Origin of the sequence: Amorphoplanes digitatis (assembly GCF_014205335.1) — a bacterium.
Taxonomy (GTDB): domain Bacteria; phylum Actinomycetota; class Actinomycetes; order Mycobacteriales; family Micromonosporaceae; genus Actinoplanes; species Actinoplanes digitatus.
On sequence record NZ_JACHNH010000001.1, the window covers coordinates 1,349,913 to 1,365,952 of the forward strand.

Sequence of the window (16,040 nt, forward strand, 5' to 3'; positions counted from 1 at the left end):
CGTCGCGCAGACGGCGGCGGAACCGTCGCGCCTCACACGGTACTGACCGGAAGCTCATCGAAGCCGCCGCCGTTCTGTGATCATGCCCTCGCAGGATCGGACGGCCACCCGGGCGGCGACCGCCATCTCCGCGGAGGTCAGGGGATTCTCGGCCCGGCGCTGCCAGCGGGCGAGCGCCGCGTCCGCCGCCGCGTCCACCTCCGCGCCGGAGGCGTCCGGCGGCAGCCGCAGCCGCTGGTGCACGCCGGCGCCGGCGCCGCCGATGAGCTGCTCCAGCTCGGCGATCACGTCGGGCTTGCCGGTCACCCATCCGGAGCGCAGCCCCGAGAGCACCCGTAGCTCGTTGAACGGGTGCGCCGAGGCGATGATCTCCTCCACCGCGCCGGCGATCTTCTCGCTGCCCGGCCGGGGGCTGACGCGCGTGACCTCGGCCAGGGCGAGCAGCGCGGACCTGGACTTGAGCACGTCCCGGCGCTCGAAGAAGAGCGAGCCGAGCACCTCACGCAGCTGCCCGAGGCCGCTGCGCTCGGCCAGCTCCCGGGCCAGCTCCGTCGCGGTGCCGCAGGTGCCGTGCCGCAGCAGGGCCGCGGACAGCCGCAGTCCGAACAGGCCGAAGCGGCCCAGCAGCTCCTCACGCTCGATCGAGGTCATGCCCAGCTCCGGCATGCTCTGCACGAACCGGTCGGCGGAGAGCAGCAGCTGCTCGGCCTGGGCGACCGGCAGCTCCGAGATCCGGCGCAACCGGGCGAACTCCACCTCGGTGAGGGTCGTCGCGGTCTCGGCGAGCAGGCCCGCGACCGGCACGACGGACTGCACCAGCCGCCGTACGCTCGCGCTCGTGCTCAGCCGGCCCGCGATCCGGCGCGCCGACGCCATCGCGTCGAGCCGGCCGACCGCGATCTCGTCGGCGCGGGACAGCACCCCGATGGCGTTCACCGGATTGGGCCGGGACACCTCGACGTCGTGGAAGGCCCGCAGGAACTCGACGTCGTTGTTGTGCAGGTGACGCATCAGGTAGATGACGGCGTCGGCGGGCGTCTCCTCCTCGTCGGGCACGAGCAGGTCCCAGGAGCGCAGCGAGGTCTTTTCGGACAGTGATCCGATACCCGGAGTGTCGATCAATGTCACGGTCCGCAACGCCTGCGACGGCCAGCTCACCTGTAGCTGCGCCACGTCGTCCACGCCGAGGTCGCCCAGGTCTATCTCGATGGCGCCGTCCTCGCGGCTGAACCGGAGCTGCCGCGGCGGACCCTGATAGGGCTGGGCCGTCACCTGATAGGTGTGCCCGTCCTGATACCAGGTGACGATGCGGGTGCACTCGCCCGCGTCGGTCGGCGCCAGCCGCTCGCCGACCAGGGCGTTGAGCAGAGTCGACTTTCCGGCCTTGATCCGGCCGGCGACGGCCACCCGGAGCGGCTCGTCGAGGCGGTGGAGCACGGCGGCGAGCCGCCGCTCGTACGGCGTGCCGCGGTACACGTCGACGGCCTGGCTGAGCACCGCCCGCGTACGGTCGATCAGGCTCATGCCGTTTTCCTCCGCTGGCGCTCCGTCACTTCCCGCACACCGACCGTCGTCCGCCCTGGCAGACGCACTGAGCATGCCACCCGGGAACAAGCCTCTCGGAGCGCGGGCACCCGGAGCAAGGCGCCGGGCGGTCTGCTATCGCTCGGCCGAACGGTCTGTGTCCCTTTCGGCTTTCCGACAGCTTCCTGCCGCGAGCCCGGCGAACGGTAGACGCTCGTCTCAGGCGGCGACGGGCTGTGCGACCGCCGCCGCCACCAGCCGTAAGCTGCCAGTTCGGCGCCGGCGAGAGGGGAAGTCACGGGTGACTGTCGTGGTGGGGGTCGACGGCTCCGGGCGGACCCGCAGGCTCGGCGAGATCGCCGCGGCCGCCTGCCGTCCGGTGGTGCCCGTCGTCTTCACCACGGTCGGTGACCTGGAGACGCTGCTGGCCCGCGCCCGCGGGAACGACGCGATGGTCATCGTCGACGACGCACACCGGCTGCCGCCGGACGCGCTGCGGGCGCTGGCCGCCGCCGCCCGCTCCGGCACGCCGATGGCGATCGCCCGCCGCCCCACGATCGACACCCCGGAGCTGGCCGATCTGGACGAGGCGGTCGCCGCCGTCGGCAAGGTCGAACACCTCGGCCCGCTCGACCCCGGCGCCCTCGCCGCGCTGGTCGCCGCCGCGATCGGCCGGCCGCCGGCGCCGGAGCACCTGGCCGCCGTGCACGCCGCCTCGGCCGGCCTGGCCGCCGTGGCCGAGGCGGTGGCGGCCGAACCGGACGGCACGCCGCCCGCGCTGGTCGCCCGGCTGCAACGCCGGCTCGCCGGGCCCGGTCGTGACACGGCGGAGCTGGCCACGATCCTGGCGCTCGGGCTGGACCTCGACGACGACGTGGTCTGCGCGGCGGCCCGGCTGGAGCCGGCGCGGGCGGCGGCGGCGACGCGCGCGCTGCGCGACCAGGGGCTGCTGACGCCCGACGGCGAACGGATGATCCCGGCGGTCGCCCGCGCGGTGCTCGCCGACCTGTCGCCGCCGGAGCGGCGCCGGCTGCACGACACGGTGGCGACGGCCCTGCTGTCCACGGGCGCCGACCCGGTCCGCGCGGCGGAGCAGCTGCGCGCGGCCCGCGCGCGTACCCCCGCGGCGGCCGACGTCTACCGGCGCGCCGCCGACCGGCTGCGCTTCGCCGCGCCCGAGCGGGCGGTGTCCTGGTACGACGAGGCGCTCAACGCCGGCGCCGAGCCCGCGGTCGTGGCCGCCGGCCGGGCCGAGGCGGCCACCCTGCTCGGCCTGCCCGTCGACCTGGACGTGGCGACGGCGTCGGAGTCCGACGCGGCCCGGCTCGCGATGGTCGCCGGCGCCGCCGCGGCACACGACGGCCGGGCCGGCCGGGCGGCCGAGGCGCTGCTGAGCACGGGTCCCCCCGGCCCGGTCCTGGCCGTCGCGGCGCTGATGGCCACGGGCCGGCCGGAGGCGGCGCGCGCCGCGGCCACCGGCCCGGCGCCGCTGCCGCTGCGCCGTCTCGCCGGGGCGGCGCTGGAGATCGGCAGCCCCGCGGCCGCCCTGCCGCTGCTGATCGAGGCGGCCGAGGCCTACGAGCAGGTGCCGCCCGCGGTCACGCTTCCCGACCTTCCGCACGCGCTCGGCGCGCTGGTCGCGGTGACCGCCGGCGACACACCGACCGCCGAGCATCTGCTGGAGCGGGCGCTGCACGCACACGCCGGCGGGCCCGCCGCCCAGAACCGGCACCGGCTGCTGCTGGCCTGGGCGCGGCTGCGGGCCGGCCGGTACGACACCGCGCTCGCCGAGATCCAGCGCCTGACCGGCGTGCCGCTGCCGGGCCGCGACCGCCTGGCGTTCGCCTGCCTCACCGCCGGCATCGCGCGCCGCCGCGGCGACATCGCCCAGCTTCGTGCGGCGTGGGAGCTCGCCGAGCCGGTGCTCGCGCGGCGCGCGGTAGACCTGCTCCAGCTCGAGATGGTCGAGGAGCTGCTGGTGGCCGCCGCCCGGCTGCGCCGGCACGTGCGGATCACGCCGATCCTCGACGACCTGGGCGCGATCGTCGACCGGCTCGGCCGGCCGGACGCCTGGGCGGTGTCGCTCGGATGGATCCGGTTGCAGATCGCCGTCGTCGGCGAGGACCAGCCGGGCGCGGCCGACGCCGCGAGCCGGCTCGCCGACCTGGAACCCTCCGGCGCCCGGCAGCAGGCACAGTGCGCCGCCGCCGTCCGGTGGGCCTCCGCGCTCGCCGGCGAGGTACGCCCCGACGACGTGCTGGCGGACGCCGCCGCCCTCGTCGCGGTCGATCTGCCGTGGGAGTCGTCCCGGCTGCTCGGGCAGGCCGCGATCCGCACCGGCGACCCGGCGGCCGCGCGCCGGCTGCTGGAGCGGGCGCGGGAGCTGTCCCGCACGGAGCCGGCGGTGGACGAGTCGCCGCAGGACGCGGGGCGGGGCGGCCTGTCCGACCGGGAGGTGGAGGTGGCCCGGCTGGTGCTGGCGGGCCGCACGCACCGCGAGATCGGATCGCAGCTCTACCTGTCACCGAAGACGGTGGAGCACCACGTGGCCCGGATCCGCGTCAAGCTCGGCGCCGCGAACCGGGCCGAGATGATCGCCGCGCTGCGCAGCCACCTGCCGGAGGAGGCCTGACGGGCCGGGGCACCCCCTAACCCCCAGCGCCCGGAAGGGGGATAGCCCCGATGCCCGGCAGGGGTTACAACCGGCACGCTTCACATGTCCGACCACCGGGGCGGGCCTGAAAACAGGAGAGAAAGTCATGGCCGCAGTCGAAGTTACCCCGCTCATCATCGAGAACATCAAGGCGCTGTTCAACAAGGTGTTCAGCAGCGACGCCGAGACCGCGAAGTTCCTCGCCGACCCGGGCGGCGCCTTCGCCGCCAACGACATCGACGCCGAGACGCTCAACGCGGTCGACATCAACCAGATCGTCTCGGACGCCGCCTACGGCAGCCAGGACGGATCGGCGAGCGGCTACAGCGGCGGAAGCTCCTACGGTGGCGGTTCCTACAGCGGCGGCGGCGGCGGTGGCTACCACGGCGGTGGCGGCGGTGGCGGCGGAGCCGCGGCGGCCTCGGCCCCGGCCGCGCAGACGGTGCAGCAGGTCACCCAGGTCGCGCAGACCTTCACCACCCAGAACTTCGTCGACAACTCGCGGAACTTCATCGACAACTCGACCGACAACAGCACCGACATCGACAACTCGGTGGACGTCGACGTCGACGGCGCCGTCCTCGGCGACATCGACATCGACTCGGAGAACGTCAACCAGACCGGCGACGGCAACGTGGCCGGCACCGGCGACGGCGACGTCAACGCGGCCACCGGCGACGGCGCCGTTGCGCAGCAGGGCGACGGGGACCAGGTCGCCGCGACCGGCGGCTCGGTGGCGGCGGGGGACGACGCGACCGCCGCGACCGGCGACAACTCGTCGGTGGAGGTCGTCGAGGGCGACAAGGTCACCGCGGGCGACGGCGCCGTGGTCGGCACCGGCGAGGGCGACGTGCTCGGCTCGACCGGGGACGGCTCGTTCCTCGGCACCTCGGAGTTCGGCGACGTGGTCGGCAACACCGGAGACAACGCGGTGACCGCGGGTCGCGACATCACCGGGGCCACCAACACCGGCATCAACTCCGGCGTGCAGGCCGGCGGCGACGCCGAGAAGGTGCTCCAGGGCGACAACTTCGGCATCGTCGGCGACGACGTGGACAAGGCCGTCGTCGGCGACGACAACCAGGCCGCCCAGTTCGACATCGACACCAGGGGCGGCGCCGGCGGCAACGCCAGTGGCACCGGTGGCTCCGGGGGCATCGGCGGCGACGCGCAGGCCGGTGGCGGAAGCGGCGGCGACGGCGCGGTCGGTGCCGGGGTCGGTGCCGGGGTCGGCGTCGGGCTCCGCGGCAGTGGCTCGGGCTTCGGCCAGGGCGCGGGCGGCGACGGCGGCGCGGGCGGCGCCGGCGGCACCGCGGTCGGCGGCAACGCGAGCGGCGGCGCCGGGGTCGGCGGCAACGCGAGCGGCGGCAGCGGCGGCGAGGTCGGTCCGATCAACATCAACTTCGGCGGGGGCAGCCAGCAGGCCGTCACCGACTCCGAGGTCGAGGACTCGTCGCTGGCCTCCGGCGGCGACGCGGACACGACGCAGGACTCGTTCAACGACCAGTCGACGAACGACTCGTTCAACGACAAGTCGACGAACGACTCCTTCAACGACCAGTCCACGGACGACTCGTTCAACAACGAGGACTCGTTCAACAACGACGACTCGTTCAACGACGTCGCGCCGGTCCTCAAGGCCGAGGACAGCACCGAGTCGGACCCGAGCCTCGACTCCTGATCATCGGATCGTGCTCAGACCGGCGGATGTCGGGCCGTGGCGAATGGGAACAGCGGGGCGTGGCAGGTGGCGGACCTGTCACGCCCCGCTCGCGCCCGCCCGCCGGCCGGGCCGACTCCGGTTCGCCGTAACGTACCGTGACCGGGAGGATCGACGATGACCGCGAATACGGCACCACCTGACGCCGGCGGCACGCTGCGCCGGGCCACCGAGGTCGTCGACCTCGCGCTGCGCGCCTGCGAGGCGTATGAGCGTGCGGATCTCGCCGGCCGGCTGGCCGCCGTCCGCGCGACCCTGGCCGACCCGGTGGTGCACATCGTCGTCGTCGGCGAGTTCAAGCAGGGCAAGAGCTCGCTGGTGAACGCGCTGGTCGGCACCAAGGTCTGCCCGGTGAACGACGACGTCGCCACCGCGCTGCCGACCTACGTCCGCTACGGCAAGGAACCCTCCGCCCAGGTGCTCCTCGACGAGGTGCCGCCCCGGCGCGAGTCGGTGCCCGTCGACCGGGTGCGGGAGTACGTCCTGGAGAAGGATGCCGGCGGCGCGGTCGACGGCGTCACCGGCGTGGAGGTCCGCCTGCCCCGCCAGCTGCTCTCCAGCGGCCTGGTCATCGTCGACACACCCGGCGTCGGCGGCCTCGGCTCGGTGCACTCGGCCGCCAGCCTGACCGCGGCTTCCATGGCCGACGCGCTGCTGTTCGTCACCGACGCGGCCCAGGAGCTCACCCGCAGTGAGCTGGAGTTCCTGCGCCAGGCCCGCGAGGTGTGCTCGACGGCGGTGTGCGTGCTCACCAAGACCGACTTCTATCCGTACTGGCGCAAGATCCGTGACCTCAACGCCGGACACCTGCGCGGCGCGGGAGATCTGCCGATCATTCCGGTCTCGTCCGACCTCCGGCTGCGCGCCGTCGCCGGCGGCGACAAGGAACTCAACGTCGAGTCCGGCTTCCCGGACCTGGTCAAGTTCGTCTCCCAGCGGGTGTCCGGCGGAGCGGCCTCCCGGGCCGCCGCGCAGGCGGGCGCGTCGGTGGTCGGCATCTGCGAGCAGATCGAGAGCCAGTTCGAGGCCGAGCGGGCCGCGCTGGCGGACCCGGCCGCCGCGGCCCGGGTGATGGACGACCTCGCCGGGCTGAAGAAGCGCGTGGAGGCGCTCAAGGCGGCCGCGGCGAAGTGGCAGCAGACCCTCAGCGACGGAATCGCCGATCTTAGCTCCGACATCGACCACGACCTGCGCGGCCGGATCCGCCGGCTGGTGGAGGAGGCGGACGCCGAGATCGAGGAGAACGACCCGGCCGACACCTGGGACGAGACCGAGCGGTGGCTACAGGCCCGGGTCTCGCACGAGCTGCTGGCCAACTACATGATGCTCCGGGACCGGGCGATCGCGCTCAGCGACCAGGTGGGCACGCATTTCCAGGAGGCCGCGGGCCAGATCCTGCGCCAGGTCGCGATCGCCAACCCGGTGCCGCTGGCCGGCACCGCCCAGGTCGACCACAAGATCGAGCTGGACAAGATGAAGGTCGGCAAGCAGGCGATGGTGGCGCTCAAGAGCGCCTACGGCGGCGCGCTGATGTTCACCATGCTCGGCACGCTGGCCGGCATCGCCCTCGGCCCGATCGGCGTCGGGATCGGCCTGGTGATGGGCCGCAAGGGCCTGCGCGAGGAGAAGAAGCGGCAACGCACGAATCGGCAGAATCAGGCCCGGAACGCGATCCGCCGCTACTGCGACGAGGTCACCTTCGTGATGACCAAGGATTCCCGGGACACCCTGCGCCGGATCCAGCGTCAGCTCCGCGACCACTACAGCGGCCTGGCCGAGGAGCTTGCCCAGTCCAACGCCAAGGCGCTGTCGGCCGCGTCGGAGGCGGCCAAGCGCAGCACGGCCGAGCGCGAGAGCCGGCTGCGTGATCTGAACGCCGAGCTGGACCGCCTGCGGCAGCTGCGGGAACACGCGGCGGCGATCGTCAGCTGATCCCGCCGGATGGGGTGTTCCTTACGAGCGTGGCCGGGTCTGTGACCCGGCCTTACTCGTCGTCGAGGTCGTCGATCTCCGGGGTCTCGTCCGGCAGCGTGTGCGTCGCCCACAGCTCGTCGGCCGGCGACGGCAGTTCCTCGTGCATCGGCAGATGGTGCGAATCGGCGTGCCCGGTCGGCTCGGCCTCGACGATCGCGGCGTCGTCCCGGGCGCCGTCTGTGGCGTCGTCGAACGGCGCGGCCCCGTGTCCGTGGCCGAACGCCATGTCCAGCGGCTCCCAGCCGGGCTCCGCGTCCACGTCGTCGAGGGCGTCGCCCGCCCCGTCGCCGGCCTCGATCGGCGGATCAAGCTCCGCCGTCAGGTCCGGGTCGTCGCCGAACCCGCCCGCGGGGGCGGTGGCGAGAAGATCGGGGAGCTGACCGATATCGCCCGCGCCGGCGTCGTCCTCGGCGATCGGGCCGTGTGCCATGACGAACGGGGCGAGATGCTCCGCGACCTCGGCCGGCGCGGTGCCGGCGTAGCTGACCACGGCCTCGGCGAGCAGCTCCTCCGGTAGGTCCGGGTGCCCGCCGGCGTCCAGCGCGGCGGCGAGGTCGCCCGAGGTCCCGGCGCCGCCGGTCAACCCCGCGATGATCTCGTGAAGGGATCGCGCCGCTGCCATGTCACTACTGTAGGAACAGGCTCAGGGGTACCGGCAGGGGGACATCCCCTGATCGCCCCCTAACCGATCCGGCGCGTCACACCCGGGCCGCTACCGGCTTCTCGGGCGCGACCAGACCGAGATAGGCCAGCTTCTGCCGGATGATCTCCGGTGTGAACGGCTTGAGCACGTACTCGTGTGCACCGGCCGCCAGCGCGCGCACCATCTGGCTGTGTTCGGCCTCGGTCGTCACCATCATCATGCACATGTCCCGCAGCGGCGGAATCTTGCGGACGTGGCGGATCAGCTCGAGGCCGTCCATCACCGGCATGTTCCAGTCGATGAGCGCCACGTCCGGCACCGTGGGGATCTCCAACAGCAGGTCGAGAGCCTCCCGCCCGTTGCCGGCCTCGTACGAGGCGAAACCTAGCCCGCCCACGATGCGCTGCAAGATGTGGCGCATCGTGCTCGAGTCGTCGACCACCAGAGCCAGCATTCAGACGCCTTTCGAAGGGGGGTGAGCAACCGGATCCAATCGGCCGCCGCGATGCCTTCTTGAGCAGATCGCCGGACCGGGTACCCGGACGGGGGTGAGTGGCGTCACACCCGGCCCGCGCCGACGGATGCTTTTGCCCCGGGCCTAGGCTGAAAGTCCCCGCCAGCATCGGCCGGTCGGCGTCAGGAGCGGTGCGGGTCTGTCTCCCGTTCAAGGGGTCCCTCGTGGAAGCACAGCAGCCCTTCGACCCGATGAGTGCGTTCGCGCAACTCACTCTGATCAATCTCAGCGACACCGACCTCGACGGCGTCCTGCACAAGGTCGCCGAGCTGTCCAAGTGTGCCGTCGCCGGCGCCGACGAGGCGTCGGTGTCCTTGATCCGAGGCCGGAACGCGCACGCCGCGGCGTTCACCGGGAACCTCGCGCCGAGCCTTGACGAACGGCAGTACGAGGGTGGTGGCCCCTGCCTGGAGGCCGCGGCGACCACCGCGACCCTCTCGGTGCCCGACCTGACCCTCGAGGAGCGCTGGCCGATCTACATCCGGCAGGCGCTCAAGGCGGGGATTCACAGCTCGCTCTCGATCGGCCTGCCGGTGCACGACAACGTCACCGGGGCGCTGAACCTCTACGCCAGGAAGCCCGACGTGTTCGACTGCGCGGCGGTCGTGCTGGCGACGACGTTCTCCGGTTCCGTGGCGGTCGCGCTCGCCAACGCGCACGTCTACGACACGGCGGCGACGCTGGCACGGCAGCTACAGGACGCCATGGTGCACCGGGCGATCATCGAACAGGCCAAGGGCATCGTCATGGCGGACCGGCGGTGCGGTCCCGACGAGGCGTTCCGGATCCTGAGCCGGCTGTCGCAGGACACCAACCGAAAGCTCCGCGACGTCGCCGCCGCCCTGGTCGCGCAGACGATTCAGCACGGCCCGTAGCGCTGGCCTGACCGTCCCGGCCTCCGTATGCTGGACATGGGTCAAGCCACTGTGCCCGCCGAACCCTTTTGACAGAGGTGGGTGGATGCCGTATTCGCGAGTGCGGTCGTCGTGTGCGGATGAAGGTTCTCCGCATACCACTCGAGGGCATTCACGCCCTCATGGGAGTGCCGGACTCTCGCCGCGGGCACTGCGGATCCGGCGGGTTCGGCGTGGTCCGATCCTCGTGGTCGAGGTCGCCGGCGACATCGACGCCGATACCGCGCCTACGTTGTCCGCCGCCCTGACCGCGGCGATCCGAGTCACGCCGCGCATCTGTTGTGACCTGCGCGGAGTCGACTTCTTCGGCGCGGACGGCGCGAATGTTCTCGCCACCGCGCACCTTCAGGCCGCGCACGCCCGCGGCGCATTCTCGGTTCGCGGCGTGCACGGGGTGGCGGCGCAGGTTCTCGACCTCACCGGGCTGAACGGTATTCTGCGAATGGACGATTGATCATGTGCGGATGCGCCTGCCGCGTGTCCACACGTGAGTCCGATCCGGAGCGGACCCGGCTGTTCGCCGCCGAGTAGCATGGCGGTCCTGCGGCCGGCCGTCGGAATCATCGGCTGGTGTACCAGCGTCAAGCAGCGGCGCAGGTCCGTGAGTGTCCACCACTCTCGGGCAGTAAGCCACCCGTACCGCATGGTCGTCTGTCGAGACCATGCGCCCGCTGCAGGGAAACTGACGTTGACGGACCAGCCGGTGGAGTCCCTCTGCACCTTCGCGGAGATCGGCCAGATCAAATTCAGCGAAACCGATTTGAACGGCGTTTTCGCGCGGGTGGCAGACCTCGCCCGGCGAAGCCTGCCCGGCGCCGACGCGGCGGCGGTCACCATTATCAGTGAATTCGTCTCGCGTACGGTCGCCACCGGCGATCATGCCCGGCGTCTCGAGGAATGGCAGCACGAGCGGCGCGTGGGACCGTCCGTCGACGCGGCCGCCGGCGAGCTGCCCGTGGTCATCGCCGACGTGGCCGCGGATCCTCGCTGGGCCGAGTGGGCCGCACACGCCACCGCGGCCGGGGTGCGCGCCGCGCTGTCGGTGGGCCTGCCCATGCACGACTCATACAGCGGAGCGCTCACCGTCTACAGCGGTACGCCCAGCGCCTTCGAGGGTGAAAGCGTCGCCCTCGCTCAGACGTTCGCCGGTTATGCCGCCGTCGCGCTGGCCAACGCGCACCTCTACGACTCCTCCTCCAGCCTCGCCGAACATCTGCGCAGGGCGATGGAGAACCGGGCCGTCATCGAGCAGGCCAAGGGCATCATCATGGGCGAGCGCCGGTGCACGGCCGACGAGGCCTTCTCGATCTTGACCAGCATCTCCCAGGACACGAATCGCAAGCTCCGCGAAGTCGCCGCGGCACTTGTCGCCAAGGCGACCGGGCAGGACGAATAGCCGTTAGGGTCGGGTGCATCGGTCAAACAGAGCGCCGAGCTCCGGCGCCCTGATCGCGGGCGCTCGCGTACCGAGAGGACCACATGCGCACAGCATCGGCGCAGACGTCGGCCGTCGCCGCGACCAGCCGGGACGAACACGCCGTCGGGCTGGTCGTCGCCTTCGCGGCGTTGCCGGTCGCCGATCCGGCCCGGCCGGATCTTCGCCGCCGGTCCATCGAGGCCTGGACTCCCATGGCGGACCGCCTCGCCCGCCGCTATGCCGGCCGCGGCGAGCCCTTCGACGATCTCCAGCAGACCGCCGCCATCGGCCTGATCAAGGCCGTCGACCGGTTCGATCCCGCCAGCGGCGGCGACTTCGCCGCCTACGCGGTGCCGACCATCCTGGGCGAGATCCGCCGCCACTTCCGGGATCGAACCTGGACCGTCCGGGTGCCGCGCCGGATTCAGGAGCTGTGGCTGGCGATCAGCGAGGCGAACAGCCTGTGGCAGGCGCGGCACGGCCGCACGCCGACGGTGGCCGACCTCGCGGCGCACCTGAGGGTCTCGGACGAGGAGATCATCGAGGGGCTCGAGGGATCCCGCGCCTACCGGGCGTGGTCCCTGTCGACCCCGGTGGGGCCCGACGGATCGTGCGAGCTCGTCGACACGCTCGGCGTGCCGGAGCACGGCTACGCGCTCGCGGAGCTGGGAATCGACCTCGGCCCGGCCATGGCGACGCTCACCGAACGCGAACAGCGCGTCGTCTCGCTGCGCTTCTACGGCAATCACACGCTGGCGCAGATCGCCGAACGGATCGGGGTCTCGCCGATGCACGCCTCCCGGCTGCTCGCGTTGAGCCTGGCCAAGCTGCGCCGGCGCCTGGCGTCCTGGGAGGGCCGGTCCGAAAGGGCTCCCGCCGTGATGGTGCTGGGGTAATCCGGGCCGCGGCTCGTCGCTCTACCGGGTGATGACCGGGGCGCGGGGCGGCGGCTAGTCTCGCCAAGAGCCTTCAGCAGTGAGGGGTAGTTCCACCACTGCGCTGGAGGCACCTAATGTGCGACGAACGCGTGCTCGATGTCGAACAACCGGAGTCGCGGTCGTTGTTCATCACCCTTGACCGGGGCGATGACCGGTGCGTGCAGACCATCATCGTGGTCGGCGAGATCGATGCGCTCAACGCCGGCCAGCTGCACAAGGTGGTCCTCGGCGTACTGCGCAAGTACCGCCCCAGCCGTATCGAGATCAACATGTTCAGCGTGGGCTTCCTCGACTCCGCCGGGATCAGGGTCCTGTTGCTGTGCCACAGCGATGCACGGCTCGTGGACTGCGAGTTGAGGCTCACCGACGCGCACCCCATGGCGCACCGCATTCTCCAGATCACCGGGCTGGCCGAACACTTCGGCCTCGCCGAGGGGCAGATACCCGGGGGCCGCTGACACCGATCGCGACGGTGGCGGCACATCGGCCGCAAACGCACGGATGCCCAGGCCGACTACTTGACCACGGGCACCCGCCGGACCACCCAGGCTTGCGCCTGAGCAGCTTCGACCTCCTGTATAGCGGCCGCACGCGCCGTATTGCCAGCGAATCAGCGCGTGGACTACGTCGGCCGCGAAGGCGATGCGTATCGTGGACAAAGGCCCCGCCCCAGGGCCGGGGCGTGGGTGCATCCTCGAGGAGGAGGTGGTCGGTATGACCGCCGGCGCGGTCTTTTCCGGCCCGCAGTGGCAGCGCTTCGCCACCACCGACTCCGATCAGGCGCACGCCTTCATCCGGCGATCCCTGATCGACGTCAACGTGCGATTCGCCGGCGAGGGACCCGGCGGAGCCGGCCTGCGCACCGTCTTCACCCAACTCGACGACGTCAGGGTCAACCGGCTGCACTACTCGGCGCGCACCCGGCTCGACACGTCGCCCGCCGGGGACCTGATCGTCACCCACCTGATGAGCGGGTACTACGTCGCGGCACACGGCAAGGACGAGTACCTGTTGCGGCCGGGTGACGTGGTGCTGATCCTGCCGGACCAGCCCTTGGAGGTCGACTTCGGCGACGTCGACGCGCTGAACGTCCGGCTGCCCCGAAAGCTGCTCGAAGAGGTCGCGGACGCACAGACCGGTATCAGCGGCGCGGACCTGCGCTTCGACACCCCTCGGCCGATCTCCGCGGCGCTGGGCCGCCACTGGGTGCACACCGTCGCCTACCTCACGCGCACCGTGCTGTCCGACCCCGCACTCATGTCGAACCCGCTGATCGCCGGGCAGGCTCGCCAGCTTCTCGCGTCGACGGCGCTGGCGGTGTTCCCCAACACCGGCCACGACGTGCGGCCGCGGCACCCGGGAGAGGTCTCGTCGCAGGTGTTGCGCCGGGCGATGGCCTTCGTCGAGGAGAACATCGACCGGTCGCTCACGGTGGCGGAGATGGCCGCCGCGGCAGGCGTACGCCCCCGCGCGCTTCAGCTCGCGTTCCGCCGCCACCGCGACACCACGCCGACGCAGTACGCCCGCACCGTCCGCATGGAGAGGGCGCACCGCGATCTGCAGGCCTCGGACCCGACCACCGGCGTCACCGTCGCGATGATCGCCAACCGGTGGGGCTTCACCCACCTCGGGCGGTTCAGCACCGACTATCGCGCCGCATACGGCACCAGCCCCAGCCGTACCCTGCGTACCTGATCTTTGTGGCAGGGTTGCCGGGTGTCCGACCGCGTGGAGCGCCACACCGAACTGTCCGAAAGGCTCGCCGCGCTCCGCGACGGCGAGGTCGAGGCGCTGCTCGCCGAGGCCGCGGCGTCCGCCGCGGGCATCGGCGGGACGACGGTTACGGTCCAGGTCGGCGGCCTGCCGGTGTTCGTGAAGCGGGTGCCCCTGACCGACCTGGAACGACGCCCGGAGAACGTCGGCTCGACGGCGAACCTCTTCCGGCTTCCGCTGTTCTATCAGTACGGCATCGGCTCGACCGGTTTCGGCGCCTGGCGGGAGGTCGCCGCGCACGCCATGACGACCCGCTGGGTGCTGGAGGATCGCTTCGACGGCTTTCCGCTGCTGTACCACTGGCGCGTGCTGCCGCGGCGGCCGGATCCGATGCCGGACGCCGAGCTGGAACGCTGGGTGACCCACTGGGACGGCGACGACGAGGTACGCGCCCGGCTGCTGGCGATCGGCTCGGCCTCGGCCGACGTGGCCCTGTTCATGGAGCACATCCCGTACACGGTGGACGCCTGGCTGACCGCGCGCACCGCCGACGGTGGCGAGGCCGCCGACGCCGCGTACGCGTTCGTCGACGGCGCCCTGCGTGCCGGCGTGGACTTCCTGGAGTCGCAGGGGTTCCTGCATTTCGACGCGCATTTCCGCAACCTGCTGACCGACGGCCGTCGCCTCTACTTCGCCGACTTCGGCCTGGCCGCGCACGCACGGTTCGACCTCAGCGCCGAGGAGTCCGCCTTCGTACGGCGGCACCGCAGCTACGACCGCTGCTACACGGCCACCCACCTGACCGTCTGGCTGGTGAGCAACCTGCTGAAGATCCCCTGGCAGGACTGCCCGGCCTACCTGCGCGAGCACGCCCGCAAGCCCTGGGACGTCGAGGCCTCGGCGTGCGCCGGCCGGATCGTGGCGCGGCACACGCCCGTCGCGGTGGCCACGGAACGGTTCTTCGAGGACATCGTGAACGTCAGCAAGCGCACGCCGTACCCCGCCGATGAGCTCGGCGGGATCCTCAGCCGACGAGCGGCCTGAGCGCGGCGCCCACCTGGGTGACGAAGCCGGGCCGGTGGCCGTTGCGGACCAGGTTGATGGTGATCCCGTCGATCCCCGCGCCCAGCACCCGCTCGTGCAGCTGCTCGGCGACCTGGTCCGGCGTGCCGAGGAAGACCCGGTTGCGGCGGTCCTCGGGAACGAGCTCGCCGAGCTCCTTCACCTCCTGCTCCGTCTCGCCGACCAGGCCCATGCTCAGGTAGCTGGTCGCCAGCGTGGCGGGGTCGCGGCCGATCTCCTCGCAGCGCTGCCGCAGCACGGCGACCTTGTGCGGCAGCTCCGCGACGTCGCAGATGATGTTCATGTGGTCGGCGAAGCGGGCGGCGAGCCGGAACGTCTTCTGCTCGCCGCTGCCGCCCAGCATGATCGGGATGGTCGGGCGCAGCCGCGGGTTGTTCATGGCGCCGCGCGCGGTGTACCACTTGCCGTCGAGCGTCGCCGGCTCGCCCTTCAGCATCGGCGCGATGATGGTCAGCGCCTCCTCGAGCCGCTCGAAGCGCTGGCCGAACGTGCCGAACTCGAAGCCGTAGTCGTGGTGCTCCCGCTCGAACCAGCCGGCGCCGATCCCGAGGATGGCGCGGCCCTTCGAGACCACGTCGAGAGTGGTCACGGTCTTCGCCAGCAGGGCGGGATTACGGTACGTGTTGCCGGTGACCAGCGTGGACAGCTGGATCGTCGACGTGGCGCCGGCGAGCGCGCCGAGCGTCGTGTAGGCCTCGAGCATCGCGTTCTCCGGCGCGCCGATGCCCGGCAGCTGATAGAAGTGGTCCATCACCAGCACGGTGTCGAAGCCCGCGGCCTCGGCCTCCCGGGCCTGCGCGGCGACGGTGTCGAAGAGGTCACCGACCTCGACGCCCGGATAGGTGAAGTTCGGAATCTGGTAGCCGAGCCGGATACTCACGGTGCCTCCGCCATGTAAGAGGGCTATCACTTGCTAATGTAAGAGGTAACTTACACGGCGGCAAGCG

Annotated in this window: 14 protein-coding genes; 10 read left to right on the plus strand and 4 right to left on the minus strand. The window is 71.9% G+C overall.

The window, feature by feature from the left end; all coding sequences use genetic code 11:
- Positions 1–54 precede the first annotated feature (54 nt).
- Positions 55–1,524 (minus strand): dynamin family protein, encoded by a 1,470-nt coding sequence (locus BJ971_RS06250; protein ID WP_184990642.1) that lies wholly within the window; start codon positions 1,522–1,524, stop codon positions 55–57.
- Between the two features lie 301 nt (positions 1,525–1,825).
- On the opposite strand from BJ971_RS06250, the gene BJ971_RS06255 reads away from it, so the two are divergent.
- The 3 genes from BJ971_RS06255 to BJ971_RS06265 all read left to right on the plus strand — a co-directional run bounded on the left by BJ971_RS06255 (position 1,826) and on the right by BJ971_RS06265 (position 7,829).
- Complete coding sequence (locus tag BJ971_RS06255; protein WP_239087461.1) at positions 1,826–4,156, plus strand: helix-turn-helix domain-containing protein; 2,331 nt, start codon at positions 1,826–1,828, stop codon at positions 4,154–4,156.
- 127 nt (positions 4,157–4,283) lie between these two features.
- Positions 4,284–5,858: a hypothetical protein gene (locus tag BJ971_RS06260; protein WP_184990647.1), complete on the plus strand. Its 1,575-nt coding sequence runs from the start codon at positions 4,284–4,286 to the stop codon at positions 5,856–5,858.
- Positions 5,859–6,014: 156 nt separating this feature from the next.
- Entirely contained in the window at positions 6,015–7,829 is a 1,815-nt protein-coding gene (locus BJ971_RS06265) for a dynamin family protein (protein ID WP_184990649.1), read from the plus strand.
- 52 nt (positions 7,830–7,881) lie between these two features.
- Here the strand turns inward: BJ971_RS06265 and BJ971_RS06270 are convergent, their stop codons facing one another.
- Complete coding sequence (locus BJ971_RS06270; protein WP_184990651.1) at positions 7,882–8,493, minus strand: hypothetical protein; 612 nt, start codon at positions 8,491–8,493, stop codon at positions 7,882–7,884.
- Positions 8,494–8,569: 76 nt separating this feature from the next.
- The gene (locus BJ971_RS06275; RefSeq protein ID WP_184990653.1) at positions 8,570–8,968 is read right to left on the minus strand and encodes a response regulator; all 399 of its coding nucleotides are present in this window, start codon (positions 8,966–8,968) and stop codon (positions 8,570–8,572) included.
- A gap of 224 nt (positions 8,969–9,192) precedes the next feature.
- Here BJ971_RS06275 and BJ971_RS06280 point away from each other — a divergent pair, with 224 nt between their 5' ends.
- The 7 genes from BJ971_RS06280 (at position 9,193) to BJ971_RS06310 (ending at position 15,054) form a co-directional block, all read left to right on the plus strand.
- The gene (locus tag BJ971_RS06280; protein WP_239087460.1) at positions 9,193–9,903 is read left to right on the plus strand and encodes a GAF and ANTAR domain-containing protein; all 711 of its coding nucleotides are present in this window, start codon (positions 9,193–9,195) and stop codon (positions 9,901–9,903) included.
- Between the two features lie 85 nt (positions 9,904–9,988).
- Positions 9,989–10,396: an STAS domain-containing protein gene (locus tag BJ971_RS06285; RefSeq protein WP_260414860.1), complete on the plus strand. Its 408-nt coding sequence runs from the start codon at positions 9,989–9,991 to the stop codon at positions 10,394–10,396.
- Positions 10,397–10,585: 189 nt separating this feature from the next.
- Positions 10,586–11,338, plus strand: a complete 753-nt coding sequence (locus BJ971_RS06290; protein WP_184990657.1) for a GAF and ANTAR domain-containing protein — start codon at positions 10,586–10,588, stop codon at positions 11,336–11,338.
- Positions 11,339–11,421: 83 nt separating this feature from the next.
- Positions 11,422–12,255, plus strand: a complete 834-nt coding sequence (locus tag BJ971_RS06295; protein WP_184990659.1) for a SigB/SigF/SigG family RNA polymerase sigma factor — start codon at positions 11,422–11,424, stop codon at positions 12,253–12,255.
- Positions 12,256–12,386: 131 nt separating this feature from the next.
- Complete coding sequence (locus BJ971_RS06300) at positions 12,387–12,755, plus strand: STAS domain-containing protein (protein WP_184990661.1); 369 nt, start codon at positions 12,387–12,389, stop codon at positions 12,753–12,755.
- A 256-nt stretch (positions 12,756–13,011) separates the two neighbouring features.
- Positions 13,012–13,992 carry an AraC family transcriptional regulator gene (locus tag BJ971_RS06305; protein ID WP_184990663.1) on the plus strand — a complete coding sequence of 327 codons (981 nt, stop codon included), beginning with the start codon at positions 13,012–13,014 and terminating at the stop codon, positions 13,990–13,992.
- A 21-nt stretch (positions 13,993–14,013) separates the two neighbouring features.
- Positions 14,014–15,054, plus strand: coding sequence for a protein kinase family protein (locus BJ971_RS06310; protein WP_184990665.1), 1,041 nt, complete (start codon positions 14,014–14,016; stop codon positions 15,052–15,054).
- Here the strand turns inward: BJ971_RS06310 and BJ971_RS06315 are convergent.
- Positions 15,035–15,973: an LLM class F420-dependent oxidoreductase gene (locus BJ971_RS06315; RefSeq protein WP_184990667.1), complete on the minus strand. Its 939-nt coding sequence runs from the start codon at positions 15,971–15,973 to the stop codon at positions 15,035–15,037. The two genes, BJ971_RS06310 and BJ971_RS06315, sit on opposite strands and share 20 nt — an antisense overlap.
- Positions 15,974–16,040: the final 67 nt, after the last annotated feature.